General features: G+C 70.6%; 27 protein-coding genes. 14 read left to right on the forward strand and 13 right to left on the reverse strand.

All coding sequences use genetic code 11. The features are described 5' to 3' along the window. Positions 1 to 135: 135 nt before the first annotated feature. The 5 genes from OG587_RS42780 to OG587_RS42800 form a co-directional block, all read right to left on the reverse strand. The gene (locus tag OG587_RS42780; protein WP_329084568.1) at positions 136 to 597 is read right to left on the reverse strand and encodes a hypothetical protein; all 462 of its coding nucleotides are present in this window, start codon (positions 595 to 597) and stop codon (positions 136 to 138) included. A gap of 213 nt (positions 598 to 810) precedes the next feature. Continuing rightward, complete coding sequence (locus OG587_RS42785; protein ID WP_329084569.1) at positions 811 to 1,653, reverse strand: SAM-dependent methyltransferase; 843 nt, start codon at positions 1,651 to 1,653, stop codon at positions 811 to 813. Positions 1,654 to 1,768: 115 nt separating this feature from the next. Beyond that, complete coding sequence (locus OG587_RS42790; RefSeq protein ID WP_329084570.1) at positions 1,769 to 2,683, reverse strand: helix-turn-helix domain-containing protein; 915 nt, start codon at positions 2,681 to 2,683, stop codon at positions 1,769 to 1,771. Positions 2,684 to 2,859: 176 nt separating this feature from the next. Beyond that, a complete protein-coding gene (locus OG587_RS42795; protein ID WP_329084571.1) occupies positions 2,860 to 3,537 on the reverse strand; it encodes a hypothetical protein in 678 nt (225 codons plus the stop codon). Between the two features lie 313 nt (positions 3,538 to 3,850). Next, on the reverse strand, positions 3,851 to 5,344 hold the full coding sequence (locus tag OG587_RS42800) for an Nramp family divalent metal transporter (protein ID WP_329084572.1): 1,494 nt from the start codon (positions 5,342 to 5,344) through the stop codon (positions 3,851 to 3,853). Positions 5,345 to 5,571: 227 nt separating this feature from the next. Between OG587_RS42800 and OG587_RS42805 the strand changes: the two genes are divergently transcribed. Both OG587_RS42805 and OG587_RS42810 read left to right on the forward strand, forming a co-directional pair. Further along, positions 5,572 to 6,045 carry a PepSY domain-containing protein gene (locus OG587_RS42805; protein WP_329084573.1) on the forward strand — a complete coding sequence of 158 codons (474 nt, stop codon included), beginning with the start codon at positions 5,572 to 5,574 and terminating at the stop codon, positions 6,043 to 6,045. 164 nt (positions 6,046 to 6,209) lie between these two features. Next, positions 6,210 to 7,169, forward strand: a complete 960-nt coding sequence (locus tag OG587_RS42810) for an NIPSNAP family protein (protein WP_329084574.1) — start codon at positions 6,210 to 6,212, stop codon at positions 7,167 to 7,169. Between the two features lie 43 nt (positions 7,170 to 7,212). On the opposite strand, the gene OG587_RS42815 is transcribed toward OG587_RS42810, so the two are convergent. Then, entirely contained in the window at positions 7,213 to 7,890 is a 678-nt protein-coding gene (locus tag OG587_RS42815; RefSeq protein ID WP_329084575.1) for a hypothetical protein, read from the reverse strand. Between the two features lie 135 nt (positions 7,891 to 8,025). Between OG587_RS42815 and OG587_RS42820 the strand changes: the two genes are divergently transcribed. Both OG587_RS42820 and OG587_RS42825 read left to right on the forward strand, forming a co-directional pair. Next, positions 8,026 to 8,298, forward strand: a complete 273-nt coding sequence (locus OG587_RS42820) for a hypothetical protein (protein WP_329084576.1) — start codon at positions 8,026 to 8,028, stop codon at positions 8,296 to 8,298. A 107-nt stretch (positions 8,299 to 8,405) separates the two neighbouring features. After that, positions 8,406 to 8,681, forward strand: a complete 276-nt coding sequence (locus OG587_RS42825; RefSeq protein WP_329084577.1) for a hypothetical protein — start codon at positions 8,406 to 8,408, stop codon at positions 8,679 to 8,681. 244 nt (positions 8,682 to 8,925) lie between these two features. On the opposite strand, the gene OG587_RS42830 is transcribed toward OG587_RS42825, so the two are convergent. Beyond that, the gene (locus OG587_RS42830) at positions 8,926 to 9,555 is read right to left on the reverse strand and encodes a uridine kinase (RefSeq protein ID WP_329084578.1); all 630 of its coding nucleotides are present in this window, start codon (positions 9,553 to 9,555) and stop codon (positions 8,926 to 8,928) included. A 292-nt stretch (positions 9,556 to 9,847) separates the two neighbouring features. Here OG587_RS42830 and OG587_RS42835 point away from each other — a divergent pair, with 292 nt between their 5' ends. After that, on the forward strand, positions 9,848 to 10,240 hold the full coding sequence (locus OG587_RS42835) for an isoamylase early set domain-containing protein (protein WP_329084579.1): 393 nt from the start codon (positions 9,848 to 9,850) through the stop codon (positions 10,238 to 10,240). A gap of 395 nt (positions 10,241 to 10,635) precedes the next feature. Here OG587_RS42835 and OG587_RS42840 read toward each other — a convergent pair whose 3' ends face one another. Further along, entirely contained in the window at positions 10,636 to 11,748 is a 1,113-nt protein-coding gene (locus OG587_RS42840) for an acetate/propionate family kinase (protein WP_329084580.1), read from the reverse strand. A 321-nt stretch (positions 11,749 to 12,069) separates the two neighbouring features. Here OG587_RS42840 and OG587_RS42845 point away from each other — a divergent pair, with 321 nt between their 5' ends. Next, complete coding sequence (locus OG587_RS42845; protein WP_329084581.1) at positions 12,070 to 12,417, forward strand: STAS domain-containing protein; 348 nt, start codon at positions 12,070 to 12,072, stop codon at positions 12,415 to 12,417. Positions 12,418 to 12,604: 187 nt separating this feature from the next. Here the strand turns inward: OG587_RS42845 and OG587_RS42850 are convergent, their stop codons facing one another. Further along, the gene (locus OG587_RS42850; RefSeq protein WP_329084582.1) at positions 12,605 to 12,823 is read right to left on the reverse strand and encodes an EF-hand domain-containing protein; all 219 of its coding nucleotides are present in this window, start codon (positions 12,821 to 12,823) and stop codon (positions 12,605 to 12,607) included. A gap of 165 nt (positions 12,824 to 12,988) precedes the next feature. Here OG587_RS42850 and OG587_RS42855 point away from each other — a divergent pair, with 165 nt between their 5' ends. The 3 genes from OG587_RS42855 to OG587_RS42865 all read left to right on the forward strand — a co-directional run bounded on the left by OG587_RS42855 (position 12,989) and on the right by OG587_RS42865 (position 15,778). After that, positions 12,989 to 13,468, forward strand: a complete 480-nt coding sequence (locus OG587_RS42855; protein ID WP_329084583.1) for a GNAT family N-acetyltransferase — start codon at positions 12,989 to 12,991, stop codon at positions 13,466 to 13,468. A gap of 438 nt (positions 13,469 to 13,906) precedes the next feature. Then, entirely contained in the window at positions 13,907 to 14,986 is a 1,080-nt protein-coding gene (locus tag OG587_RS42860; RefSeq protein ID WP_329084584.1) for a lytic polysaccharide monooxygenase auxiliary activity family 9 protein, read from the forward strand. Positions 14,987 to 15,232: 246 nt separating this feature from the next. Next, positions 15,233 to 15,778, forward strand: a complete 546-nt coding sequence (locus tag OG587_RS42865; RefSeq protein ID WP_329084585.1) for a cellulose binding domain-containing protein — start codon at positions 15,233 to 15,235, stop codon at positions 15,776 to 15,778. Between the two features lie 143 nt (positions 15,779 to 15,921). Here the strand turns inward: OG587_RS42865 and OG587_RS42870 are convergent, their stop codons facing one another. Together OG587_RS42870 and rpmG are read right to left on the reverse strand one after the other, a co-directional pair. Beyond that, positions 15,922 to 16,167 (reverse strand): type B 50S ribosomal protein L31, encoded by a 246-nt coding sequence (locus OG587_RS42870; RefSeq protein WP_329084586.1) that lies wholly within the window; start codon positions 16,165 to 16,167, stop codon positions 15,922 to 15,924. Between the two features lie 2 nt (positions 16,168 to 16,169). After that, a complete protein-coding gene (gene rpmG / locus OG587_RS42875; protein WP_329084587.1) occupies positions 16,170 to 16,334 on the reverse strand; it encodes a 50S ribosomal protein L33 in 165 nt (54 codons plus the stop codon). Between the two features lie 228 nt (positions 16,335 to 16,562). On the opposite strand from rpmG, the gene OG587_RS42880 reads away from it, so the two are divergent. The 3 genes from OG587_RS42880 to OG587_RS42890 all read left to right on the forward strand — a co-directional run bounded on the left by OG587_RS42880 (position 16,563) and on the right by OG587_RS42890 (position 21,583). After that, positions 16,563 to 18,305 carry a sialidase family protein gene (locus OG587_RS42880; RefSeq protein WP_329084588.1) on the forward strand — a complete coding sequence of 581 codons (1,743 nt, stop codon included), beginning with the start codon at positions 16,563 to 16,565 and terminating at the stop codon, positions 18,303 to 18,305. A 128-nt stretch (positions 18,306 to 18,433) separates the two neighbouring features. Beyond that, positions 18,434 to 20,836: a Tex family protein gene (locus OG587_RS42885; RefSeq protein ID WP_329084589.1), complete on the forward strand. Its 2,403-nt coding sequence runs from the start codon at positions 18,434 to 18,436 to the stop codon at positions 20,834 to 20,836. A 225-nt stretch (positions 20,837 to 21,061) separates the two neighbouring features. Next, positions 21,062 to 21,583 carry a TrmH family RNA methyltransferase gene (locus tag OG587_RS42890; protein WP_329084590.1) on the forward strand — a complete coding sequence of 174 codons (522 nt, stop codon included), beginning with the start codon at positions 21,062 to 21,064 and terminating at the stop codon, positions 21,581 to 21,583. Between the two features lie 69 nt (positions 21,584 to 21,652). On the opposite strand, the gene OG587_RS42895 is transcribed toward OG587_RS42890, so the two are convergent. Both OG587_RS42895 and OG587_RS42900 read right to left on the reverse strand, forming a co-directional pair. Beyond that, entirely contained in the window at positions 21,653 to 21,850 is a 198-nt protein-coding gene (locus OG587_RS42895; protein WP_329084591.1) for a hypothetical protein, read from the reverse strand. Positions 21,851 to 21,855: 5 nt separating this feature from the next. Further along, positions 21,856 to 22,380 carry a GNAT family N-acetyltransferase gene (locus OG587_RS42900; protein ID WP_329084592.1) on the reverse strand — a complete coding sequence of 175 codons (525 nt, stop codon included), beginning with the start codon at positions 22,378 to 22,380 and terminating at the stop codon, positions 21,856 to 21,858. Positions 22,381 to 23,238: 858 nt separating this feature from the next. Here OG587_RS42900 and OG587_RS42905 point away from each other — a divergent pair. Together OG587_RS42905 and OG587_RS42910 are read left to right on the forward strand one after the other, a co-directional pair. Continuing rightward, the gene (locus OG587_RS42905) at positions 23,239 to 24,651 is read left to right on the forward strand and encodes a ricin-type beta-trefoil lectin domain protein (protein WP_329084593.1); all 1,413 of its coding nucleotides are present in this window, start codon (positions 23,239 to 23,241) and stop codon (positions 24,649 to 24,651) included. 48 nt (positions 24,652 to 24,699) lie between these two features. Beyond that, complete coding sequence (locus tag OG587_RS42910) at positions 24,700 to 26,028, forward strand: ricin-type beta-trefoil lectin domain protein (RefSeq protein WP_329084594.1); 1,329 nt, start codon at positions 24,700 to 24,702, stop codon at positions 26,026 to 26,028. Positions 26,029 to 26,090 lie beyond the last annotated feature (62 nt).

Raw genomic sequence — 26,090 nt, forward strand, 5'->3', positions numbered from 1 at the left:
TCGCACATCTAGCAGCGCTACGGCAAGTGACAGTCCCGCGAAGGTCTCGCCCTCCCGGAAGGGAGGGCCTTCGGGCGGCACCGAGGCCCCGGCCCGCACCGGGCGCGCTCGCCCGGTGCGGGCCGGCCTCGCCCGTCACCCGGCGGGCGGCGCGGGGGTCGGGCTCACCCGGTGGTCGGTCAGGTGCAGGTCCCCGCCGAGCGTCACGCGCAACTCGTCCAGGACCTTCCTGGCGCCGAGCACGGTCCACAGCTCCCCGACCAGGTGGGGGTTGTACTCCGGTGCCTGGTCCATCCACTGGTCCTTGCCGGACTGGGTGACGAAGGTGCTGATGAAGAACTGGCCGACGGAGGTCTTGCAGGCTCCCGTCCGGATGTCGACCGCGTCGACCTGGATCTGGGGCTTGCAGTCGACCTTCTTGGCGAGTTGCTCGACGGTTGGAGGCGGACCCGCGGGGGCCGCGTTTCCGGCCGCGGCGGCGGGGGCGCTCGCGGGCTGTTCCGCGCTGCAGGCGAGGGAGAAGGACAGGGCGAGAATCACCGTGGCGACCACCCGGGCGTTCCTGGCGACACCGGTCTGGCGCGAATGTGTCAACATCCTTCAGATACGCTCACCGGCCCCGGCGGGTTCACCGTTCCCCGGCCCGGTGTCGGCCGAGGGTGCCCAAAGGGGTTCGGAGGTACCCGTAGAACTCGGGGAGCGGGACCGACCGTGATCTCGGCCCCGCTCCGTGGATCCCCGGACCTCGGGCATCCACGCGCTCCCCGGGATTCCCGTCCGCGCCCCCGGAGGAACGCGGACGGGACGCTCCTACAGAACCCGCCCGACGGCTCCGACGGTGATGGCACCGGCTCCCGGCGGGATGACGACGTCGCCGGAGTCGGGCCGCCAGTCGTAGACGGGCACCAGGCCGGGTTCGAGCATCTCCAGCCCGTCGAACAGGCCGCGGATCTGGGTGAGGGTACGGGGGAAGATGCCGCCCGCGGTGGTCGTGCCGTAGACACCGCGGCCCTGGCGGACTTGGTCCTCGGTGAGGTCGCCGGAGGTGACGTGGGAGATCACCACGTGGCTGCCGGGGACCAGCCGCTCCCCGAAGGAGGCGGCGATGCCCGAGACCTCCTTGTCGTCGCCGACGAAGTGCAGGATGGACACCATCAGGACGGCGACCGGCTGGTCGAAGTCGATGCGCTCGCGGACGTCCGGGTGGTCGAGGATCGCCCCCGGCTCCCGCAGGTCGCCGGGGATCACGATGGTCCGCGCGTTGTCGGCGAGGAGTGCGCGGGCGTGGACGAGCACGATGGGGTCGTTGTCGACGTACACGATCTGGGAGTCCGGCGCCTCGCGCAGGACGACCTGGTGCACGTTCTCCTGCGTCGGCAGACCCGTGCCGATGTCGATGAACTGGCGGATCCCCGCGGCGGCGAGATGCCGCACGGTACGCCCGAGGAAGGCGCGGTTGGAGCGCGCCACGTCCTTGACGTTGGGGACGAGTTCCACGATCTTCTCACCGGCGATCCGGTCGGAGGCGAAGTTGTCCTTACCCCCCAGGTAGTAGTCGTACATACGAGCCACACTCGGGATCGTAGGGTCGATTCCCGGCGGAGCCTGCTCGTGCTCAGTCATATCCTCGCCTTCACCACGTCTTTCCCGCATGGTAGACGAGCGATCGGCGCCTTCAGATCATGAACTGATATTTCGCCAGATAACTGGACAAGATGGCCTCAAGCCATCAGGCATCGCAATCCCCTTGAAAGCATGCCGAACCTAATCAGTCCGGGAGTTCCGCACGGAGGTCGCGCAGGAACCGCTTGCTCTCGGAGACGGAGTACGCCTGGATGCACAGACGGTCCATGACCTGCATGTAGTGGTCGGTCTCCTCGAGCTTGTCCACGTAGAGGGCGCTCGTGAGCTGCTCCATGTAGACCACGTCGGGCAGGTCCCGCTCGGGGAAGCGCAGGATGGAGAACGGGCCGCCGGCCGCGGCGTGGCCGCCCCGCTCGAACGGCATGATCTGCAGCTTGACGTTGGGCATCTCGACCGCTTCGAGCAGGTGGTCGATCTGGGCGCGCAGCACGTGGGGCCCGCCGATGGGCCGCCGCAGCACGGCCTCGTCCATCACGGCCCAGAGCGTCGGGGCGTCCGGCCTGGTCAGACGCTCCTGGCGGGCCATGCGGAGCGAGACGCGGCGGTCGACCTCGTCCGGGGAGGCGGCGCCGTGCACGAGCATGATGACGGCCCGCGCGTACTCGGGACTCTGCAGGAGGCCGGGGATGAACTGCACCTCGTAGGTCCGGACGATCGAGGCGGCCTCTTCGAGCCCGACGTAGACCTCGAACCAGTTGGGCAGCAGGTCTCCGTACTTGTGCCACCAGCCGGGGGCGTTGGCCTGGCGGGCCAGCGTGAGCAGCGGGGCCCTTTCCTGGGTATCGGTCACCCCGTACATCGTCAGCAGGTCCGCGACATCGCGTTCCTTGAAGCCGACCCTCCCGAGCTCCAGCCGGCTGATCTTGGCGTGGGAGGCGCGGATGGCGTAACCGGCCTGCTCGCGGGTGATGTCCTTGGCGACGCGCAGCCTCCGCAGCTGGGCGCCCAGCAGAATCCGCAGGATGGTGGGGCCGCCACCGCCCGCGTACGCGAGAACGCCGCCTTGCTCGCCGCTGTCTTCCGCGGTCTGTCTGGCCATGTGGGCTCCCTGTCGCACCTTCCTACGGTGCCACAGTTTCACACATACAGCGCGTTTCGCACAGCACCGCTGGACACGCACTTGCGTATGCACTTGCAACCGTAAGTGCAGATCGAGACAAATCTCCCTTTGCCGGGTGCTTTCCGCCCGGCGGACCGTGTCCGAAACCCCCGGCGCTACAGTCCCGACGCGAGGTCGTACGAGTCCTCGTAGGCGTCGTCGCGGAAGGTTCCCCGGCTCGCGGCGGTACGGCGCGACAGCATGCCGCGCACGATGTCGCACAGCTCGCTCGTCTCCCTCGGCGACAGCACCTGGCTGAGACGGCGCTCGACCACACCCCCGCTCAACGGTCCCGGCGCCCTCGTCACGTTGAGGTAGCCGGACAGGAACGCGATCCTGAACAGCTTCTCCTGCGAGGGCGACTCGGCGGGGACCCGGCCGGACGCCCTGGCCGGACCCGCCGGGTCCTCACCGTCGCGGGAGATCTCCAGCCCGGGAAGCAGCAGGTGCGCGGCGGCCCGCTGCAGGGCCAGCCCGTACGCGCGCATGGATCCGTCGGGGGAGAAGGCGACGATCGAGCGCCCGACGGCCTCGGCGGAGTCCGGTGACAGGTCGGCGATGCCGGTCTCCTCGCCGAGGCAGGTGTAGACGCGCACCACCCGCTCCCCCACGTACCCCGGCTGGACGTGCTGGGAGAGCGTGACGGTCACCGTGGACCCGTCGGGGTTGTGCAGCTCGGCGATGTCGGCCGCGTGGGTGACGTACGTGGTGGAGTGCTCGCGCTCGCACCACGAGGGGCACGAGTCCTCGGAGCGGGGGCGAAGAGTCCCGACGGCGGCCGTGATGTCGTCCATCCCAATCCTTCCAGCCTTCCAGCGTGGAGATCCGCGTCATCGAGGGCGTGCGGACACGACGGCGGCTCGCGCCCGGCCACGAGCCGGGACCACAACTCCGGTCCGGGCTCGCGCCGTCGATTTCGAGGTCGCTTTCACTGGCAGGTACGCAGGACCGGCACGCCGGGTTCAGCCGGCGTCACCCGCCCCCTCCCTCCGCCCTCGCGCCGCGTCCCCGGGTGAGGGGTCCGGGAACGCTCCGGGGACGCTCCGGGGACGCTCCGGGGACGCTCCGGGGACGCGGAGACACGGGGACGCGACCGGCGGGACGGGATCAGAAGGTGACCAGCGGATCACCGATGAAGTCGGCGATGAAATTGACGAAGAAGAACCCGAAGAACAGGAAGTTCAGCACCAGGATCACGTAGTGCCACCAGCGGGGACGTGCCGGGCGGGGCAACCTGGCGTTGAGGTACATGAGCATGAACGGATAGATGAGCGCGCCCAGGTTGGACATGTTGGCCGACCACTGCACCAGGCTTATCGGGAGCGCCAGGTGCAGCACGACGGCGATGACCACCAGCAGGCCGAACATGAACGGGTAGTAGAACCTGCGGGGATCGCCCTCGATGAGCACCCGCAGCCGGGGGCTGGTGGCGTGGGCGGCGTCGGTCACCACCCGGACCATCGCCTCGAAGATGCCGAGCTGGGTGGAGAAGAGGATGAGCACCCCCAGGATCAGCGCGCCGACGAACATGGCCTGGCCGTATTCGTCGCCCAGGGCACTCGCCACGAACGTCGGGACGTTCTCCTGGGTCGGCCGCTCGCCGGACAGCTCGACCGCCCTGGCCATCAGGATGGTGGGCAGCAGCATCCCCAGGACGGCCCCGACGAAGAAGACGCCCCACATGTCGACCATCAGGAGGCGGTACCAGCGGCGCCAGCGGCCCGCGTTGGCGACGTCGTCGGGGAAGGTCACGCCACTGGCCAGCAGCTCGCTCCTCGGCCCGCGCATCCCGGCGATGAACCCGGTCCGGTAGCCCATGCCGTAGCCCTTGTCGCGGTAGTGGCCCATGACGTACCAGTTCAGCCCGGAGGCGAGCGCGGTGAACCCGGCCAGCGCGCCGAGCTGGGTGGCGGTGATCCCCGCCGGTGGCGCCGCGGGAGTGACGAAGCCGCGGATCGCGTCCCACCAGATCTCGAACGGCACCACGAACAGGTCGATGACCAGCAGCGCGATCAGGATCGTGCTGATCATGCCCCAGTTGGCGAGTTCCAGTGCCCGGCTGATCCTGCGGGCGGCGGCGGTGATGAGGAAGACGAGCAGGAGCAGGCCGATCGCCCACAGCCGGGGCTCCTCGGCCCCGGCGGGCGCGACCTCCCCGTGGACGAGCGCGTAGACGCCCTGCCCGGCGGAGGCGGCCCAGCCTCCGGCGATGAACGCGAAGATCACGACGAAGACCGAGAGCGGAACCCAGAGCATGAAGCCGGGCGGTACCCGCCCCCAGCCGACCACCGGCGCCTCACCGGTGGCCATGACGTAACGGGAGCACTCGACGTTGTAGAAGGTCTGCAGGATGGCCGAGACCAGGATGACCCAGCCCACGCCGACGAACCCGTACTGGCCGACGGCCTGCGGCCCCAGCAGCCACTCGCCGCTGCCGATGGAGATGCCGAGCGCGATGAGGCTGGGACCGACGGCGTACTTGAACAGCTCCTTCTTTCCGAGCCGGGAGACTCCGAAGACCTCCTCGGGCTCGGGCAGGTCCGCGACGGCGAGATCCGGGCGGCTGACTCCGAGCGGATGGGACCGGGTGACTTCAGTCATGGCGATCCTCCAGGGTTGCGGATCCCCCCTGCTCCGACAGTGATCCTCGGACCGCACTTCGACAAGACCCCATTCGTGATACTCCGGCTCCCCGCTCCCGCGCGATCCCCGGCGACCGGACCGGGACGGCGGGGCGGAACCGGACTCCGAACCCGCTCGACGGCCTTAACCTGCCTTTAGGGTTGCCGCAGCGTGCCGCTAACGGGGATCCCGGCAAGCTTTGGGACATGCGAAACACGACGAAACTCACCATCGCCGCCGCCGGGCTCCTCGCCGTTGTCTCCGGAGGTGGCGCAGTAGCCTTCGCCGGAACCGCGACGCCCACCCCGGCCCCCAGCGGTACGGCGACGACTCCCGCGCCGGTCAACGAGACGCCCGGGACCGGCACCGCCCCCGCGACCCCCGCGCCCGGAGAGGCCAAGGTCAAGCGGGACGCGGCCATCAAGATCGCTCAGGACAAGGTGCCCGGCGCCAAGCTCGTCAAGGCCGAGTTCGACGGCGACGACACTCCCACCAGCTGGGAGGTCGAGCTCCTCCAGGGTGACGTCGAGCACGAGTTCGACATCGACGCCACCACCGGCGCGATCCTGGAGCAGGACCAGGAGACCGAGACCGCCGCCGAACGGGCGGCCGACGCCGCCGATGACGCCAACGACACCGACGACACCGACGACGACCGGGACGACCAGGACGACGACTGACGGGAAGGAGCCCGTGACACCTCGGGTGTCACGGGCTCCGTGCCCGCACCGGCCGGATACGACGGCGGTGCCCGGACACGGGAGCGGGTCACTGACGCGGGGTGTCAGTGACCCGCCCCTAGCATGCGGGCACCACTGAGCAGTTCCGGGAAGGACCGACCACGGTGACGAACGACGCCCTTCACAGGCAGGCGGAGGACATCTGCTGCCCGATCCTCGAACTGAGGCGGTACACGCTGTACCCCGGCAGGAGGGACGACCTGATCACCCTGTTCGACAGGGAGTTCGTCGAGTCCCAGGAGGCCGAGGGCATGCGCGTCGTCGGCCAGTTCCGCGACATGGACGACCCTGGAAGGTTCGTCTGGCTGCGCGGGTTCCGCGACATGGAGTCGCGGGCCGGAGCGCTGGCGGCCTTCTACGGGGGACCGGTGTGGAAGGCCCACCGCGACGAGGCCAACGGGACGATGATCGACTCCGACGACGTCCTGCTGCTCCGCCCGGCGGCCCCGGGAGCGGGCTTCGACCTCTCGGGCGCCGTCCGCCCCGCGGCGGACGGTGAGGCGACGGCCCGTTCCGCGACGAACGGCCAGACCACGGCCGGGTCCGCGACATACGGCGAGACGACGACCCGCCCGACGACGGACGGCGAGACAGCGACAGGCAGTGAGACGGCGACAGGCAGTGAGACGGCGACGGACGGCGAGGCGACAGCCCCTCCCGCGACGGACGACGCGACGACGGCCTGGTCCGTCGCGGACGACGGGCCGAGCCCGTCGTTGTTCACCGCGACCATCTGCCACCCGGACATACCCGGCGACGAGTTCGCCGGGTTCTTCGACGACCGGGTGGCACCGCTACTGGCGGAGACGGGCGCCGCCCCGCTGGCCCGCCTGCGAACCGAACACGCGGAGAACACCTATCCGGCCCTGCCGGTGCGAACCGGCGAGGACGTCTTCGTGTGGTTCTCCGCCTTCGCGGGCCAGGAGCGGTACGACGAGCACGCCGAGCGGCTCGCACACTCGGCGAGGTGGGTGGAGGACGTGCTTCCCGAACTGTCGGCACGCCTGGCCTCTCCCCCCGAGCGGCTGTACCTGACGCCGACGGCGAGATCCCTGCTGCGCTGACCCTGGCCGTGGGCGAGCCGCTCCCCCGGCCCCGCCCCGGCGGTCAGCGTCGCCGTACCCGGTAGGCGAGGGCGGCGAGCGCGGCGACCCCCAGGAGCGCCGTCACCACGTACGAGGGCCGCCACCAGGATCGCTGCTCCACGATCGCGACGGTGGTCGTCTCCCCGGGCGAGCCTCCGGCGAGCGCCGCCGCCGGGGTGGCGACGGGTGTGGGGGTGGCGGCCCTGGAGGGAGGGACGCCGGGGGTGACGTCACCGAGGGGAACGCTCGGCGGCCGGATCACGCCCCAGTGCTCCTGCGGCGACTGGTTGGCGATCATCTGCCTGAACTCCCTGGGAGCCGGGGCGACCCTCAGCTGTCCCGGCACGGTCAGGGTGCCGATCCGGTAGGGCTCGAACCAGCCCTGGATCCCCTTCACCTCCCACGTGCCCTTGGGCAGGGAGACCGCGGCGGCGTAGTGGGCCGGCTCCTTCAGCGCCACGCCGGGGAACCGGAGACTCCTCTTGCCGTCGGTGAACTCCAGCGCGACCTCACCCAGGTCGCTGCCCTCGTAGGGGTGGGTGCCGTGCTGGAGCAGCCAGAAACCGAGGGTGTACGTCGTGTCCGGGCTCGTCGCCGGGACCGGGTCCATCACGGTGAGCGCCCAGCCTCCCGCCCGCGCCGGGGCACCGAGGGCCAGCAGGGGGACGATGAACGCGAGGAGGAAAAGGATTCGTCTCATGCGGGAGGTACACCGGCCGGGCCGATCGGGTTCCCGTCACCGCACGGGGCTCTTCCCGGTCACCGGGGTCGCGGGACCGGGGCACGACGGCCGGGGCCGTGGAGTCGAGGCCGCGAGCAGGGGTATGGGCAGTGGATGAGTCTTCAGGAAGAACTGCGGCAGGTCGAAGAGGATCTGGAGAGACTGCGTGCCGAGGTCGCCGAGTTGCGCGTGCAGGTGGGGGAGGTCGGCCCCACCGACGCCATCGAGCGGGCGATGCTGATCAATCAGGCCGACGAGCAGGAGAACCTTGTCGGCGAGCTCGAAGCCAGGCGTGAGGACCTTCTCAAACGCCTGAGCGAGGGTGGCGAGCGGAACCACGCGGGGCCGCGCGAGACGCCCCAGGGCGACGGGACCCGCATGCCTTGAGGAGCTCCCATCTGCGGTTTGTCGCCTTCGGTTATCCATTGTTTCCCGGGGTAACCATAAGAACGAACCGTCATCAGGGGGATGAAATGATCAGTATGCTTCACAAGATGGGCGTGAGTTCCGGCATGATGTACGGCGCCGGGGTCGCCTCGGTCGGCCTGTCGTTCGTGGCATGGCTGGCATCGCAGTCGGCGGAGAAGGCGGGCGTCGACCGGGCGGACCGCTGGGGGATCTTCATCGGCGAGTGGGCGCCGACCTTCTTCGCGATGGGGATCGCGCTGCGCATGGAGGAGACCCGCGAGGAGACGCGCCCCTCCTCGGATCAGGAGTCGCTCCGCGGTTCGTACTCCGAGGGCAGGATGCCCTCGCGCGCGGGCGTGTAGCGCCGCCGTCGGAGGATCGAAAGCAGGGCGTGTCCCAAGGGGGCACGCCCCGCTCCCGCGTCCGGCTCCGGTCCCAGGCCCGTTCGGTCTTACACGTCCGGCCCCGGGCTCGTCCCGGCTCCAAGGTCCGGCTCCGGAATCCGGCTCCGGGCTCGTCCTGGCTTCCGGTTCGGCTGCGGCCCCGCTCGTCCCGGCTCCGAGTCCGGCTCCGCCCGCTTTCACGTTCCCTCTGCCGGGAGACGGCTCATGACGGTGTGACCAGGGCCGGATGTCTCGGGTCGTCGACGCGGACGACCACGTCGGCGACCCGCGCCGGGGCGACCTCCTCCTCGTAGCGCGCGTAGGCGGCCAGCGTCCAGTGCCGCTCGTCCGGGGTGCGCCGGGCGAGCGCGCCCGGCGAGAGCCTCAGGTGCACGGTCAGCTCGAACGGCAGTCCCCGGCCCAGCAGCAGGGGTCCGGCCAGCAGCAGCACACCCCCCGGGGGAACCGTGACGTACGGCGCGCGGGTGGCCCTGTCGATGGCGCTGTCCCACAGCGTGGGCAGCACCTTCCCCGACCGGCCGGGGTCGAGCGGCCCCAGGACCTCTCTGACCAGCCCTCCGTAGTCGAACCAGTCGGTGTAGAAGGAGTCCGGGTCGGTCCTGCCGTACTCGAAGCGGAGCGAGGCCGGGCGCAGGAAGTCGGCGGTGGAGACGCGGAGCACCTCCCTGCCGCGCAGCCGGAGCGGGTCGGCCAGCGCGTCGGCGAGCTCCTCCGGCCGTGCCGCCGGAGCCCCGTCCAGCGCGACGCGCACCCAAGAGTCGCGGGGCTCGGCGGCCACCCGGTCAGCGAGTTCCTCCACCAGCGACGACGGGGAGATAGGCCGTATGTCCACCCCACCATCCTGGCCGACGCGCGCCCGCCTCCGGCCAGGGGCGGGTCAACCATCACGACCGGGTCAAGGTCGGACGTGATGCCGATCAAATATCGGTCTGTCCGGGTTGTCCCGCCGCTACGGGCGGTAACGATCCATATGGATCGACGGCTCGGCCGTGACTGGGCGTCGGCCTCCCGGTCGCGTCACGTCCATGTCGGCGCGATCCGGCAGGTGGCGTGATCTTCACGTCTTTCCGCAACCAAGATCACGGCACGTTACGCACGGAGACAGTGATGTCAGGAGGATTTCAGTGATCAAGCGCGGTAAGCCGACCAAGAACGGCCAGGTCAAGCTGACTTTCACCATAGCGGAGAGCCCGACCGTCGGAGGGGTCTCGCTGGTCGGCGACTTCAACGACTGGGACCCCTACGCCCATCCCATGCAACGCAGGGACGACGGTACCTACCAGGTGAGCCTGATGGTTCCCGCGCGGCATCCCATCCGTTTCCGCTACCTCGCGAACGGCGGCGTGTGGTTCGACGACGCGGACGCGGACCACCACGACGAGCACGGCGGCCGGATCAATCCCGCGGACGTCCAGGAGGCGCCGGAAGGCCCCGGCGCGACGCGTACCGTCGGCAAGCCGATGCGGCAGACGCTCTCGGCCGGGCAGCCGGTCACGGCCTCGGTGGCCGCCTCCTAGCGCCTCGGTGACCGCTCGTAGGACGGGATGTCCTTCGTGGGACAGACCGTTCCACCGTCTCCGCGATCACCGTGGCGGCCCGCGCCTTCCCGTCCCGGCCCACCGCGGCAGAGACACGGAAGGCGCGGGCCGCCCCGCGAGGGATCGGGGGCGGACCCACCGGATTTCAGGGCGACGAAGACCGTTCCCCCGCGAAATCCCGTGCGTGCCATACGCGCCGCATGCCGTGCGTGCCGTACATGCCGTCAGGCTTCGCGGCGAAAACCGTTGGGCGGCGCCCCGATCCCACGCGTGCCGTACATGCCGTGCGTGCCGTGCATGCCGTGCGTGCCGTGCGTGCCGTCAGGCTTCGCGGCGGAGACCGTTGGGCGGTGCCCCGATCCCGCGACGGATCCTCACGGGTGCCGGCCGAGCGCGCCGAGGGTCTCCCGGGCGAGTTGCAGTTCCTCTCTGGGCCGGACCACCAGCACGGGCACGGCCGCGCCGGGCGCGCTGACCGTCCCGTCGGCGTCGAGGTCGGTACGGGCGGGCGGCCCGACACCGAGCAGCGAGAGCCTGCGGCAGACGCCCTCGCGGACCTCCGGCTGGTCCCAGCCGATCTCCCCGGTGAACACGAGCGCGTCGAGCCGGTCCAGGCTCGTCGCGGCGGCGGCGATCTCCCGGCTCACCCGGTGCTCGAACACCTCCAGGGCCAGCACGGCGGCGGGATCCCCGGAGGCGACCAGTTCCCGGGTGTCGCCCGACTTCCCGTCCGAGAGCCCGAGCAGCCCCGACCGGCGTTCCAGGCCGTCGCGCAGCTCGTCGAGCGTGAGCCGGGAATCGGACAGCAGCCACAGCAGCATGCCGGGATCGACGCTCCCCGACCGCCTGCTCATCGGGACCCCCTCCAGCGGGGTGAACCCCATCGAGGTGTCCACGCTGCGGCCCTCGCGGACGGCGCACACCGAGGAGCCTCCGCCGAGGTGGGTCAGAACGACCTGGAGGGTGCGCGCGGGCCTGTCGAGCATCTCCGCGGCCCGCTCCAGCGCCCAGGCGTACGACAGACCGTGGAAGCCGTAGCGGCGCAGGCCGTAGCGGCTCCTCCACTCCGCGGGCAGCGCGTAGGTGGCGGCGCTGTCGGGGAGTCCGGCGTGGAAGGCGGTGTCGGGGCAGAGCACGTGCGGAATACCGGGCAACCTGCGCCGGGCGGCCTTGACGAGCGCGAGCGCGGGTGGCACGTGCAGCGGGGCGAGGTCGGCGTACTCCCCCACCGCCTCCAGCACGCCGTCGTCGACGACCGCCGGCCGCCGTACGGCCTCTCCTCCGTGTACGAGGCGGTGGCCGACCGCGGCGAGGCCGGTGTCGGGGGCGGCGTCCAGGAAGTCCGCGATCGCCCGCTCGGCCGCCCCGGGGTCGGGGCTCCGCTCGCTGTGCTCGGTGCGCAGGACCTGACCGTCCCGGACGAGGTGGAGTTGGAGGCTCGACGATCCCGCGTTGACGGTGAGCACCGCCGGATCAGTGGTTCCCATCCTCCTGGCGTGCCCGGGGACGGATGGGGCAAACGGCACCCGCGGCGTGCCCGCCGTCCGTCACTCCGCGTGAGCGTCCGCGGTGAGGACGCCGAGGCCCTTCTCACCGCGACGACCTGGGACGGTGATGTCCCGGAACGGGTCGCGGCGGCCGGCCGCCGGACCTCCTGACCGCCGACGGTTCGCAATCACTTGTTGAACTGTCATGAGCGACGGGCGTACGGTGGGACCAATGGCACCCGTCCTTCGTACGGCTCCCGACAGGGCGCTGTCTCCAACTGCCGTAGACAGCGGGGCGATATGACTCGACTTTCCGTAACCGTGGACACACACCCGCACTTCTCCGTGGTGACCCTGATCGGCGATCTGGACAAGTCCTCGGCACCGCTGCTCGAGGAGAGACTCGCGGATTTCATGAGGCGCGGTCACATCTGCCTGGTCGTCGATACGACGGGGCTGGGATTCTGCGACTCCACGGGCATCTGGGTGCTGCTGACGAGCCTGCGGCGCGCCTACGAGCAGAAAGGCTGGCTGCGCCTCGTCGGCGTGCACGGATTCCTCGGCCGCCTGCTCGACCTGACCAGGCTGCGAGAGGCGTTCCCCATCGACTCCACCGTCGAGGAGTCACTGCGCGAGGTCTCCGACGGGCACGTCCCCGTCCCGCGCTGACCCCTGCCCGTCCCGTTCCGCCGATGGCTCCGGCCGGACCCGCGGCGACGCCGAGCGGGGTGGGCGAGACCTTCCGGAAAAGGACACGGCACCCGCTCCCGGGCGGGACCACCGGTTCCCGCTCCCGGAAGGGACCGCCGGTTCCGCGAGCGGACAGGGCCGGCCGGTTCCGGGAGCGGGGGGCGGATCAGTCGCGGGAGACCAGACGGACGAACTCCTCGAACGAGAAGCGGCCGTCGCCGTCGGAGTCGCCGCTCTGGTTCAGCGACCCGATGGCGTCGGCGGGCAGGGCGGGAAAGTGCTCACCGAACTCCCGCTCCGTGATGAACCCGTCGCCATCGGTGTCGATGGCCGCGAACGCCTGCCTGAGCTCCGTCAGCCGCTCCCCGTTGGGCTCTGTCGACATGGTGACCCGCCTCTCTCAACGACCCGCACTTCGATCAGCAGACAACTTACGGGAGGAGTCCCCCGTGCGGCCATTCGACCCTACATAGCCCGTTTTATCACCAAAAATCCGGTTTATTGGCCCGACCAGCCCGGTCCGGCCATGACCCGCGCCTAGACTTCGGGCATGATTCGCCCCGCAACGCCGGATGACGTCCCGGCGATCATCGACATGATCCGTGAACTCGCGGAGTACGAGAAAGCGCTGGACGAGGTCGAGAACACCGCCGACCTGCTCCACGAGACGCTCTTCGGCCCCTCCCCCAGCGTGTTCTGCCACATCGCCGTCGACGGGGAGAGGATCGCGGGGTTCGCGATCTGGTTCGTCTCCTACTCGACCTGGCTCGGCACCCACGGGATCTATCTCGAAGACCTCTTCGTCCATCCGGACCACCGGGGCGGCGGGTACGGCAAGAAGCTGCTCGCCGAACTGGCGGGCATCTGCGTGGAGCGCGGCTACGGCCGCTTCGAGTGGTCGGTGCTCGACTGGAACACCCCGGCCATCGACTTCTACCGGGCGATCGGCGCGGAACCGCTCGGCGAATGGGACAGGTACCGGCTCTCGGGACCCGCGCTGGAGAAGGCCGCGGCGGGAAGAACACGGTAGCCCCACCGGCAAGGAGAAAGCCGTGACGGGAAGAACGCGGCAACCCTGCCAGTAAGGAGAAAGCCGCAGCGGGAAGAACACGACAGCCCCACCGGGAAAGGGATTTCATCCCGGACCCGCCCTCGCGGCGAAGGCCGGCCGGAACCCCCTTCCGGCCGGTCTTCCGTTTTCCCGCACGGCGTTCTCCCGCGCCGTGGAGACCCTCGCGCGAAAGCTCACCGCGACGTGCTCCGACTGTGAACCTTTCATCCGGCGAAACCACCTCGCATCCTCCCTGAGCTGGTACGACGAGCCGTTACCGCACCGCGGGAAAGGCGCTCCGTTTACACCCCGGGACCGGCCGCCTAGAGTCCGTCTCGCGTGAGCGCCTCACCGCCATTGATCAGCGACTCGTCACCCTTCGAAAGGGAAGGTAATTCTGTGCGTAAATGGCGAAGTATGGCTGTCGCCGGTGTGGTCACGTTCATGACCGCGCTGCTCGCCGTCGTCCTCATTCCCCAGCCGGCCTCGGCGCACGGCGCCATGATGACGCCCGGCAGCCGGACCTTTTTCTGCTGGCAGGACGGTCTCTCCCCGCAGGGGAACATCGTGCCCATCAACCCGGCGTGCTCGGCGGCGGTGGCCCAGAGCGGGGCCAACTCGCTGTACAACTGGTTCAGCCTGCTGCGATCCGACGGGGCCGGGCGAACGCGCGGGTTCATCCCCGACGGCCAGGTGTGCAGCGGCGGCAACCCCGGCTACAGCGGGTTCGACCTCCCGAGTGCCGACTGGCCGGTGACGCATCTGACCTCGGGCGCGTCCATCCAGTTCAAGTACAACAAGTGGGCCGCACACCCCGGCTGGTTCTACCTCTACATCACCAGGGACGGCTGGAACCCCAACCGGGCACTGACCTGGGACGATCTGGAGAGCGAGCCCTTCCATACGGCCGACCACCCGCAGAGCGTCGGCTCTCCGGGCACCAACGACGCCCACTACTACTGGAACGCCACGCTCCCGTCGGGCAAGTCGGGCCGCCACATCATCTACTCGGTGTGGAAGCGCTCCGACAGCGCGGAGACCTTCTACAACTGCTCCGACGTCGTCTTCGACGGCGGCAACGGCCAGGTGACCGGCGTCGGCCGGCCGGGCTCCACGCCCAACCCGACCGTGACCCCGACCCCGAACCCGACCCCCACTCCCACTCCCACCCCGAGCGTGACGCCGACGCCGGGACCCGGCGGGGCGTGCACCGCCTCCTACCGGACCGTCAGCTCCTGGTCGGGCGGCTTCCAGGCCGAGGTGACCGTGAGGAACCCGGGCTCGGCCGCCCTCAACGGCTGGACGGCGAGGTGGACGCTCGGCAGCGGTAGCACCGTGAACAGCCTGTGGAACGCCACGCACACCACGTCAGGGTCCACCGTCACAGCAAAGAACGTCGACTGGAACCGATCGATACCGGGCGGTGGCTCGACCACCTTCGGATTCACCGGCACGGGCACCGGCGGCTCCCCCTCCGTCACCTGCTCCAGCCCCTAGCGGGACGCGGTCCCCGCCGGTGCCACACCGGCGGGGACCGGCCCGCGCCCGTCTCCGTCCCGCCCGTTCCATTCCGTCCCGACAGACCGACAGACCGACAGACCGACAGACCGACAGACCGACAGACCGACAGACGAGCGAATCAGCAGACGAGCGAACCGGCAGGCCGCCTGGCCGTCACATCCGCGCCGGATCACCGCCTCCCCACGGCCGCCGCGCCCTCGTGAAAGGGCGGAAGGGAGTCCCGTGCCGCCCACCACGAAGATCGCACCACTGCTGGGCCTCGTCTCTCTCGGAGCGGCGGCGGCCCTGGTCATGGCGGCCTGCGCCGGCGGAACGCCGGAGGGCGGGCACGCCGTGGCGCACCCGCCCTCGCAGCCCTCTCCGCAGGCCACCCCGGTGTCCCCGTCTGTCCACGGGAACACCCCGGAGTCCTCGCCTCCCCCTCCCGTCCACGAAACCGCCGGCCGGAAAACCCCGGCCGCGACCACCCCGAGGTGCCGGGCGACGGTCACCCTGGTGGAGTCGTGGCCGGGCGGCTACCGGGGGGCCGCGACGATCAGCAACAACACCGACCGGCCGATACACGGCTGGTACATCCAGTGGATGCAGCCGCGCGAGGCGACCTTCACCCAGTCGTGGAACGGCACCCACATGCAGAGCGGTCCCGTCGCGATGATCCACGCTCCACCCGAGAAATCGTCGCTGCCGCCGGGGGCGACCGTCTCCGACATCGGTTTCGTGGGGGCCGCCGCCACTCCCCCGGCCTTCACCGAGATCACCTGCGGCTGACGAGGGCGACGACCGGCGCGGCCCCGTACACGGTGCTCACAGCAGTGCTCACAGTGGCGCGGTGTGCCGCGCGGGGTGCGGGCACGAGACACGGTCACCGAAGACCGGCGCGGCCCCGGCCGGGGGCCGGGGCCGGTCCGGCGTCAGCCCTTCCCGTAGCGCTGCTTGAAGCGCTCCACGCGCCCTGCCGTGTCGACGACCCGGCTGCGCCCGGTGTAGAAGGGGTGGCTCGCCGAGGAGACGTCGACGTCGACCAGCGGGTAGACGTTGCCGTCCTCCCACTCGACGGTCTTGCGACTGGTGACGGTCGAACGGGTCAGGAAGGCGAAACCGGCACTCGGATCGCGGAAGACGACCGGGCGGTAGTCGGGGTGGATGCCCTTCTTCATGACTATCTGTCCTCTCGGAACGGGACGTGCTGGCGGACGATCGGGTCGTACTTGACGAGGGTGAGCCGGTCGGGGTCGTTACGCCGGTTCTTGCGGGTCACGTAGGTGAAACCGGTGCCCGCCGTGGACCTCAGCTTGATCACTGAGCGCACCTCGTTCCTGGCCACGGTCGGCTCCTCTCCGGGTGGTGGATTGCACGATGCCGATGATAACGGTTTTCATTCACCCGACATTCCCACCCGGACACCCCGATCCATCGCGTCTTTCCACCCCTGACTCCCTCCCGTCGCAAGCCGCCCTGACAATTGCCAGAGCTCGTAACGGCGGGACGACGGCCGTGTGGGCGTCACTCCCCGGTAACCTCCCGTCCATCCGCCCCCTGTTCGCTGTGATCCATGCCCTGGCCGGAAACCGAGATCGTCGGATCGGACGTCAGCCCTCCCGTCACCGTGTACGGCAAGGTCGACAGGAGTCCCGACGGGGAGCTCGCCCACGAGGGCAACAGGGTTCCCGACATCGTCGCCCTGGACCACCGCCGGCTGGTGGTCGCCTGGCGGGCCGGGGTCAGGGACGCGCGGGACCCGTCGCCGACCGACCAGGGATCCGTCATGTACGCCCGCTCGGAGGACGGCGGCCTGACGTGGACGGTGGGAACGCTGGCCGCCGCCACCGCCACGACCCGCTACCACTACGTGATCTTCCTCAACGACGCGGGCACGCTGTACGCGCTGCTCGGCCTGATCTCCGTCGAGCGCGACCGCGACCGGGAGGGCGACGTCGACGGCTTCCCCACCTCGCTGGTCGTCAGGAAAAGCACCGACGGCGGCCGTACGTGGACCGCCTTCCCCGTCACCGTCGACGTGCCGGACAACGGCAGGGGCGTGGTCGTCGCGGGCAAGCCGCTGCGGCTCGACGGCGTGTGGCTGGTTCCGTACTGGCGGCACTCCGGCGGTACGAACAAGGCGGGCGTGTTGCGCTCGGCCGACCTGACGACCTGGACCTCCGGCGGGATCGCGGAGAACCCGCCGGGGGTCGCGATCGAGGAGCCGCAGATCGCGCTCTCCCAGGACGACCCCGGGACGCTCGTGATGGTGACCCGCGCCCTGGACCTGAGGAGCGGCACCTCGGCGGCGGCGCGCGACGCCCGCTACCGCTCGGGCGCGGCCCACAGCGCCACGGCGACCAGCACCGACGGCGGGCTGACCTGGTCGCCGCTCAGGCTGGACGCGAACCTGCCCAACTACTACGTCAAGACGTTCTTCACGCGTGACTCCGCGGGGCGCCACCTGGCCATCTTCAACACGCTGGCCGGGCCGTTCACCGGCTCCTCCGCGAGTAAGCCCGACCAGTATCGCGAGGTGCTCTACTACAAGGTCAGGCGGCCCGGCGAGCCCTGGGAGCCGGCGCGGCTCTTCGCCGACGGCCCCCGGCTGACGAGCGGGGCGGCCCGGGGATGGGACGTCTACCCCAGCGCCGACGAGTACGAGCCCGGCCGGTTCTTCGTCGTCTGGGAGCACAACCAGACCAACATCAAGGTCGCCAGGCTCGACATCTCCCGTCCCGTCTCCGGCGCGCCCCTCGCCGCGGGCGACTGGACCACCGGCGCGGGCAACGCGAGGGGGTGGACGCTGGGCGGCGGCGCGCGGGTCGCCGGTGGCGGGCTCCGGCTCGCGAGCACCGGCACCTCGGCGTGCCGGGCGTCCTTCCCCCTCGACGCCTCCAAGGGATGCGACTTCACCCTGGAGTTCCGCGGCAGGGTGGACGACGACAGCGCGCTCGACCCGCGTACCGGCAACGGTGTATGCCTCGGCGCGAAGGTGGCCAACGGCGCCAGGCGGCTCATGCTGACCGTGCAGAGGAGCGGGGTCTGGACGATGCGCAAGGGGTCCGCCGTCTGGGAGAAGGTCTACTCGCTGGACACCGCCGGCCGGGCGGCGACCTGGAGGGTACGGGTGGACAGCGCCGGGACGGCCCGCCTGTTCAGGGACGGCGCCGACACCGGGGCGACCTGGGTGATCCAGGACAGCAGGGAGAACCCCCAGCTCACGCACTGGGTGACCGGCACCCCCGGCGGCAACGCGGCCGGGGCCACCGTCGAGTGGACCCGGCTGACCCCTACCTTCGAGGTGCTGCCCTAACTCGCCCCGCTCCCGACACGGCCCCGCGCTTCTTTTCCTGCTCTCCTGTGATTCGTCCCTCCGGCTCCCCGGCCCGCCAGGGGGGCGAGGCGGTAGCTTGGGACTGCCATCACAGAGGAAGAGAGATCGTGACCACGTCTATTCATCAGCGGATCGCCGAAGAGCTGGGTGTGCGCGAGCGACAGGTGAGTGCGGCGGTGGACCTGCTCGACGGCGGGGCCACCGTGCCGTTCATCGCCCGCTACCGCAAGGAAGCCACCGAGATGCTCGACGACACGCAGCTGCGCACGCTGGAGGAGCGGCTGCGTTACCTGCGGGAGCTGGAGGAGCGACGCGCCGCGATCCTGGAGTCGATCCAGGGCCAGGGCAAGCTCGACGACGCCCTGCGGGCGCAGATCCTGGCGGCCGACTCCAAGGCCCGCCTGGAGGACATCTACCTTCCGTACAAGCCCAAGCGGCGGACCAAGGCGCAGATCGCCAGGGAGGCGGGGCTCGAACCGCTCGCCGACGGCCTGCTGGCCGACCCGTCGGTCGATCCGCGGGCCGCGGCGGAGGCGTTCGTCGGCGAGGGGGTGGCCGACGCGGCCGCCGCGCTGGACGGTGCCCGCGCGATCCTGGTCGAACGGTTCGGCGAGGACGCCGACCTGGTCGGCGAGCTGCGCGAGCGAATGTGGACGAAGGGCCGCCTGATCGCGGCGGTCCGCGAGGGCAAGGAGGAGGAGGGCGCCAAGTTCTCCGACTACTTCGACTTCGCCGAGCCGTTCACCAAGCTGCCCTCGCACCGGATCCTGGCGATGTTCCGCGGCGAGAAGGAGGAGATCCTCACCCTCACCCTGGAGCCGGAGCAGGAACCCACCGGCACCTACGAGGGCCGCATCGCGCACCGTTTCGGCATCTCCGACCAGGGGCGACCCGCCGACGCGTGGCTGGCCGACACGGTCCGCTGGGCCTGGCGCACCCGTGTCCTCGTTCACCTCGGCATCGACCTGCGGATGCGCATGTGGCAGGCCGCCGAGGAGGAGGCGGTGCGCGTGTTCGCCGCGAACCTGCGCGACCTGCTGCTCGCCGCGCCCGCCGGGAGCCGCGCGACCATGGGGCTGGACCCCGGGCTGCGCACCGGCGTGAAGGTCGCGGTGGTCGACGCGACCGGCAAGGTGCTGGGCACCGACACGATCTACCCCCACGAGCCGCGCCGCCAGTGGGACCAGTCGCTGGCCACCCTCGCCGCGCTGGCCAAGAAGCACGATGTGGAGCTCGTCTCGATCGGCAACGGCACCGCCTCGCGCGAGACCGACAAGCTGGCGGGCGAGCTGGTGAAGCTGGTCCCCGGCCTGACCAAGATCGTGGTGTCGGAGGCCGGGGCCTCGGTCTACTCCGCCTCCGCGTTCGCCTCCCAGGAGCTGCCCGGCATGGATGTGTCGCTGCGCGGCGCCGTGTCGATCGCGAGGCGGCTCCAGGACCCGCTGGCCGAGCTGGTCAAGATCGATCCCAAGTCGATCGGCGTCGGCCAGTACCAGCACGACCTCGCCGAGACCAAGCTCTCCCGCTCGCTCGACGCCGTGGTGGAAGACTGTGTGAACGCGGTCGGCGTCGACGTCAACACCGCTTCCGCGCCGCTGCTCACCCGGGTCTCCGGCATCGGCGCCGGGCTCGCGGAGAACATCGTCCAGCACCGCGACGCCAACGGCCCGTTCCGCTCCCGCAAGGCGCTGAAGGAGGTGCCCAGGCTCGGCCCGAAGGCCTTCGAGCAGTGCGCGGGCTTCCTGCGCATCCGCGACGGCGACGACCCGCTCGACACCTCCAGCGTGCACCCGGAGTCGTACCCGGTGGTGCGGCGCATCCTGAAGAGCACCGGCGGCGACCTCTCGTCCCTGATCGGCAACGGCACGGCGCTGCGGGCCCTGCGCCCGCAGGAGTTCGTGGACGACACCTTCGGCCTGCCGACCGTCACCGACATCCTCTCCGAGCTGGAGAAGCCGGGCCGCGACCCGCGACCCGCCTTCAAGACCGCGACCTTCAAGGAGGGCGTGGAGAAGCTCTCCGACCTCAAGCCCGGCATGCTGCTGGAGGGCGTGGTCACCAACGTCGCCGCCTTCGGCGCGTTCGTCGACGTCGGCGTGCACCAGGACGGCCTGGTCCACGTGTCGGCGCTGTCGCACACCTTCGTCAAGGACCCGCGCGAGGTGGTCAAGCCCGGTGACATCGTCCGGGTGAAGGTGCTCGACGTCGACATCCCGCGCAAGCGCATCTCACTCACCCTCCGGCTGGAGGACGACGTCAAACCCCCGGGCCCCCGAGAACCGCGCGACCAGCGCGGCCAGCAGGGCGGCGGGCGAGGCGAGGGCGGTGGCGGTCCGCGCCAGGGCGACGGCGGCGGCAGGCGCGGCGGCGGACAGGGCGGACAGGGACGCGGCGGGCAGAGCGGACAGGCCGGGCAGGGGCGCGGCGACCGGCAGCGCAACGCGCCGAGCGGCGCGATGGCCGACGCCCTGCGCCGCGCGGGACTCGACGGCTCCGGCGGCAAACGCTAGGCACCCGCACGGGACACACCGCCGTCCCCGTACGCGGGTGGCAGATGTCGCGACGACCGCCGGACCCTGAGCGGCCTCGGGACCGGTACGGCCACCGCCTTCACGTGGCGGTGGCCGTACCGTTAACCTGAGGGCGAGATAACGTCGTCGATGGTCCGGACGCACCGCTGAAGCGTTCATCACCATGATTCCTGCCACCCGCGCGGAGGTCTTCCGCGAGCAGGCGTGAACGGCCCCGCCATCCGGGTCCGCACCCGCAAGGACCTGCGAGCGACACGTCGCCCGCGCCCGTCCCGCTGTCTCGGCCACCTGTACGTCGCCCCGCTGTGGCCGCTGCACGGACTCAACCTCGGCACCCTGCTGCGAACCTGTGACGCGGTCGGCGCGTGCATGGCCGTGCCCCGCCTGTCCTGGGTCCCCGAGGCCCTGGAGCGGGGCAACACACTGCGTCGACCGGCCTGCGTGCACTGGGTACGCGACCCGTTGACCTGGCTCGCCGACCAGCGCTCCGCCGGACATCACGTCCTCGGCGTGGAACTGGCGGAGGAGGCCGTCCGGCTCGCGGACCTGCCCATGGCCCGCCGCCCCACGGTCGCCGTCCTCGGTCACGAGCGTGACGGCATCCCGCCGGAGGCCCTCGACCTGCTCGAAACCGCGGTGGAGATCCCGATGATCGGCACGGGAGCCAGCCTCAACGTGGCCGTCGCCGGATCGCTGGTCCTCTACAAACTGGCCGGGTTCGTCTGAACCGGTCACGCGTGCGAACGTGACGCGCACGGTGCCGCCGTGTTTTCCGCGCGAGGACGGCGGCCCCGCTCACCGGGGGCGGCGACCCCGGCGGAGGGCGGAGACGGCGAGGACGAGGCCGGCGGCGAGGGTGGCCAGGCCGATCCAGAACCACTCCCGCGCGCCGCTCATGGAGCTGCCGCCCACGTAGCCGAGGCCCTGGAGCGCCCAGAGGCCGCCCGCCAGGACGAGCAGGACGCCGAGGCCGATCGGAAGCCAGGTCTTCATCCCGCTCACAGATCCTTCGTGGTGCGCAGGTCATGGAACTCGGAGGCGAGGAGGCCGAACAGCGCCTCGTCGACGAAGGCCCCGGCCACCCAGGCGTGCCCGCGGAGCGTGCCCTCGCGCCGGAAGCCGGTCTTCTCGGCGGCGGCGATCATCGCGCCGTTGGTGGCGAGCGTCTCCAGGCCCAGCCGGTTCAGGCCGCGGATGCGGAAGGCGTAGTCGCACAGCAGCCTCAGCACGTCGGGGGCGTAGCCGTGGCCGCGCGCCTCGGGGAGCAGCGAGATGCCCAGGTGCCCGTTGCGGCTGAGGGTGTCGATCCCCCAGACGGAGCCGGTCCCGAGCAGGTCCCCGGAGAGGGACTGGATGGCGAACTCGACGTTGTCGGGGTCGGGCTTGCGCTGCTCGTAGTGGGCGACCACCTGGTCGATCGTCCTGGGGAGCCAGGGCGTCGTGGTCGCCCCGGCCGCCGTCTCTACCTCGTCGTTCAACCGGTGGAGCGGGACCAGGTCCTCCTTGGTGATGGCCCTGAGCAAGACCCTGTCTCCACGAAGCATGAACGGAACCCCACTCTCGATCGCCGGGCGGCGCGCGAGAGGACTCGCCACCTACCGGACATCACACCATACGAAAAGTCGGAAAGGACAATGAATAACGCCACACCACAGATGATCTACACGGCACCCCGCCGCAGGGCGCCGAACCACACACGCGGCACCGGACCGTACGATGCCACGGCCGGCACCCCGCCGCCCCGGGCCTCGCACGCCTCCTCCGCCGCCGTTCCGCAGCGCCCTGAGCAGCGCCCTGAGCAGCGCCCTGACAGGAAATCCTGACAGCGTCGCCCTCTGGAACGTTCCCCCCAGGGCTTCCTCCATGAACACGAGCCCCCTTACCTCTCCAGCTCACAGCGTTTCGCACGAATGGGAAAGCAGAATTGTGAGGCTTTTTTTACTGCTTGTATTGACTTGAGAATGAAGCCTGCCTTAGGGTCCCGGGCAAGCGAGACCTTGCCGTGAAGGGACCCCCACGACTCGCTTTCCCTGACGTCGCGTGGCGGCGGGCGCGATGGCCGCGCTCACCCCACCGCCCTGACCACACCCCGTCGCGGGTGTGAGGCGCACTGGCCGCCTCCCGTCCGCGAAGGTTCCCGTTCTCCCTGCCGTATCCGTCGCGGCAGGGCCCAGGACGCGCCGAGCAGCGCGTGCCGCCGGATGGCGGGCCCATCACGGGCCACCGTACGGCCGCCCGCGGAAGGCACGCTCGCCGCGTCCGGCACCACCCGCATGTCACCCCCCTGATACGGGTCGTGACGTCACGCGCGCGCGTCGCGTCCCCACCGGGACGTGGCCGTCACCCGTACGTCACTCCCAAGACGGAAGGAAAATCCGCGCATGGACACCGGACAGCCGCCTCCCCGGCGCCGCCGCATCTCGCTCCCGACCACTCTCGGCGGCATGTTCACCGTCGTCGTCCTCGCCCTCGCCGGCGTGACGACCGCGTCGCCGGCCGCCGCCGCCACCGGGCAGATCACCGGCATCGGCGGCAAGTGCGTCGACGTCGCCGCGGCCAGCAGCGCCAACGGCACCCCCATCCAGCTGTACGACTGCAACGGCAGCGGCGCCCAGCAGTGGACCCGCAACGGTGACGGCACCGTACGCGCCCTGGGCAAGTGCCTGGACGTCACCGCCGCCTCCACCGCCAACGGAGCACAGATCCAGCTGTACGACTGCAACGGCAGCTCGGCGCAGCAGTGGACCTACAGCGCCGCGAACGACCTGGTGAACCCGGCGGCCAACAAGTGCCTGGACGCCACCGGCCAGTCCAGCGCCAACGGCACCCGCCTGCAGATCTGGACCTGCACCGGCACCGCCAACCAGAAGTGGAACGCCCCGAGCGACGGCGGCGGCAACCCGCCCACGAACCCCCCGGCGGGCAAGATGGCCGGAGCCCCGTACCTCTACATGGGCTGGGGCAACCCGCCGAGCCCGGCGACGATCATGAGCACCACCGGCGTGAAGTCCTTCACCATGGCGTTCATCCTGTCCGGCGGCGGCTGCACCCCGCGCTGGGACGGCTCCAGGCCGCTGACCGGCGGCACCGACCAGGCCGCGATCAACCAGATCAAGGCCGCGGGCGGCAGCGTCCAGGTCTCCTTCGGCGGCTGGTCCGGCAACAAGCTCGGCCCGAACTGCTCCACCCCGGCCGCCTACGCCGGCGCGGTGCAGCAGGTCATCAACGCGGTCGGCCCCGCGGTCGTCGACTTCGACATCGAGAACACGGACGAGTTCGAGAACTTCACCGTCCAGGACCGCATCCTCAACGGCCTGAAGATCGTCAAGCAGAACAACCCGAACATCAAGATCGCCGTCACCTTCGGCACCGGGATCAACGGCCCGAGCTCGACCGGCGTCCGCCTGATCAACCGGGCCAGGGAACTCAGCGTGCCGATCGACAACTACACGATCATGCCGTTCAACTTCGGCGCCTCGAACATCTACAACGCCACCGTCAGCTCCTCCGAGGGCCTGAAGAACGCGCTCAAGGCCGCGAACGGCTGGACCGACGCGCAGGCGTACGCCCGGATGGGCATCTCCGGCATGAACGGCCTGTCCGACCAGCAGGAGCTCACCACGGTGGCGGCCTGGACCCAGATCCGAGACTGGGCCAAGTCCAAGGGCCTCACCCGCCTGGCCTACTGGGCGGTCAACCGCGACCGTCCCTGCCCCGGTGGCGACGCGGGCTCCGAGTGCAGCGGCATCTCCCAGCCCAACTGGGAGTTCACCCGCATCACGGCCGGCTTCTAGACCGTGACACCCCCCTTCCAGCGGACACCGGCCAGAAAGGAACAGCCGATGATCTCCACCAGCCCGGCCGCCCCTCCCGGTCCTCGCCCCTCACGGACGCGGCTCGCACGGATCGGCGGCCTCCTCGCCGCGACGCTCCTCGCCCTCGGCTCCGCCACGCTCGTCCCCTCCCAGGCGGGCGCCCAGGCCACCGCCGCCAAGCCCGCCGCCAAGGCTGCCCTGGCCGCCCCCGCCCCCGGCCCCCTCGTGTGGTCGGACGAGTTCAACGCCGCCTCCGGCGCCGGCCCCGACACCACCAAGTGGCGCCGGGACGTCGGCGGCGGCGGCTGGGGGAACAACGAGCGGCAGTACTACACGGCCGGCAACGAGAACATCGCCCACGACGGCGCCGGCAACCTGGTCATCACCGCGCGCAGGGGCAACCCCGCGGGGCTCGGCTGCTGGTACGGCTCGTGCGAGTACACCTCGGGCAAGCTGACCACCGCCGCGACCTTCACCCGCGCCTACGGCCGCTTCGAGGCGCGGATGAAGATCCCCCGGGGCAAGGGCATCTGGCCCGCGTTCTGGATGCTGGGCACCGGAGGGGCCGGCTGGCCCGCGAACGGTGAGATCGACATCATGGAGAACATCGGCAGCGTCCCCGGACAGGTGCTCGGCAGCCTCCACGGCCCCGGCTACTCGGGGGGCAGCCCGCTGAGCGGCAGCTACAACCTGCCCGCGGGCCAGGCCTTCGCCGACGCCTTCCACACCTTCGCCGTCGACTGGGAGCCCGGCGCGGTGACCTGGTACGTCGACGGCATCCAGTACTCCAGGAAGACCCCCGCCGACACGCGGGGCAACCCCTGGGTCTACGACCACCCGTTCTTCATGATCCTCAACCTGGCCGTCGGCGGGAACTGGCCAGGCTCGCCCGACGGCTCGACCACCTTCCCCCAGCAGCTCACCGTCGACTACGTCCGCGTCTACGCCCCGCCCAGCGGCGGCGGTGGCCGTACGGGACAGATCACCGGTATCGGCGGCAAGTGCGTCGACGTCGCCGCGGCCAGCAGCGCCAACGGCACTCCCATCCAGCTGTACGACTGCAACGGCAGCGGCGCCCAGCAGTGGACCCTGGGCACCGACGGCACCGTGCGCGCCCTGGGCAAGTGCCTGGACGTCACCGCCGCCTCCACCGCCAACGGAGCACAGATCCAGCTGTACGACTGCAACGGCACCGCGGCCCAGCGGTGGACCTACAACGCCGCGACCCGCGATCTCGTGAACCCGGCGGCCAACAAGTGCCTGGACGCCACCGGCCAGTCCAGCGCCAACGGCACCCGCCTGCAGATCTGGACCTGCACCGGCACCGCCAACCAGAAGTGGAACGCCCCGGCCTGACCCACTCCGTCGCGGGCCGGAACCCTCACCCTCGGTTCCGGCCCGCGACGGGCTTTTTCCGG

It is taken from the genome of Streptosporangium sp. NBC_01469, assembly GCF_036227305.1.
Classification (GTDB): Bacteria; Actinomycetota; Actinomycetes; order Streptosporangiales; family Streptosporangiaceae; genus Streptosporangium.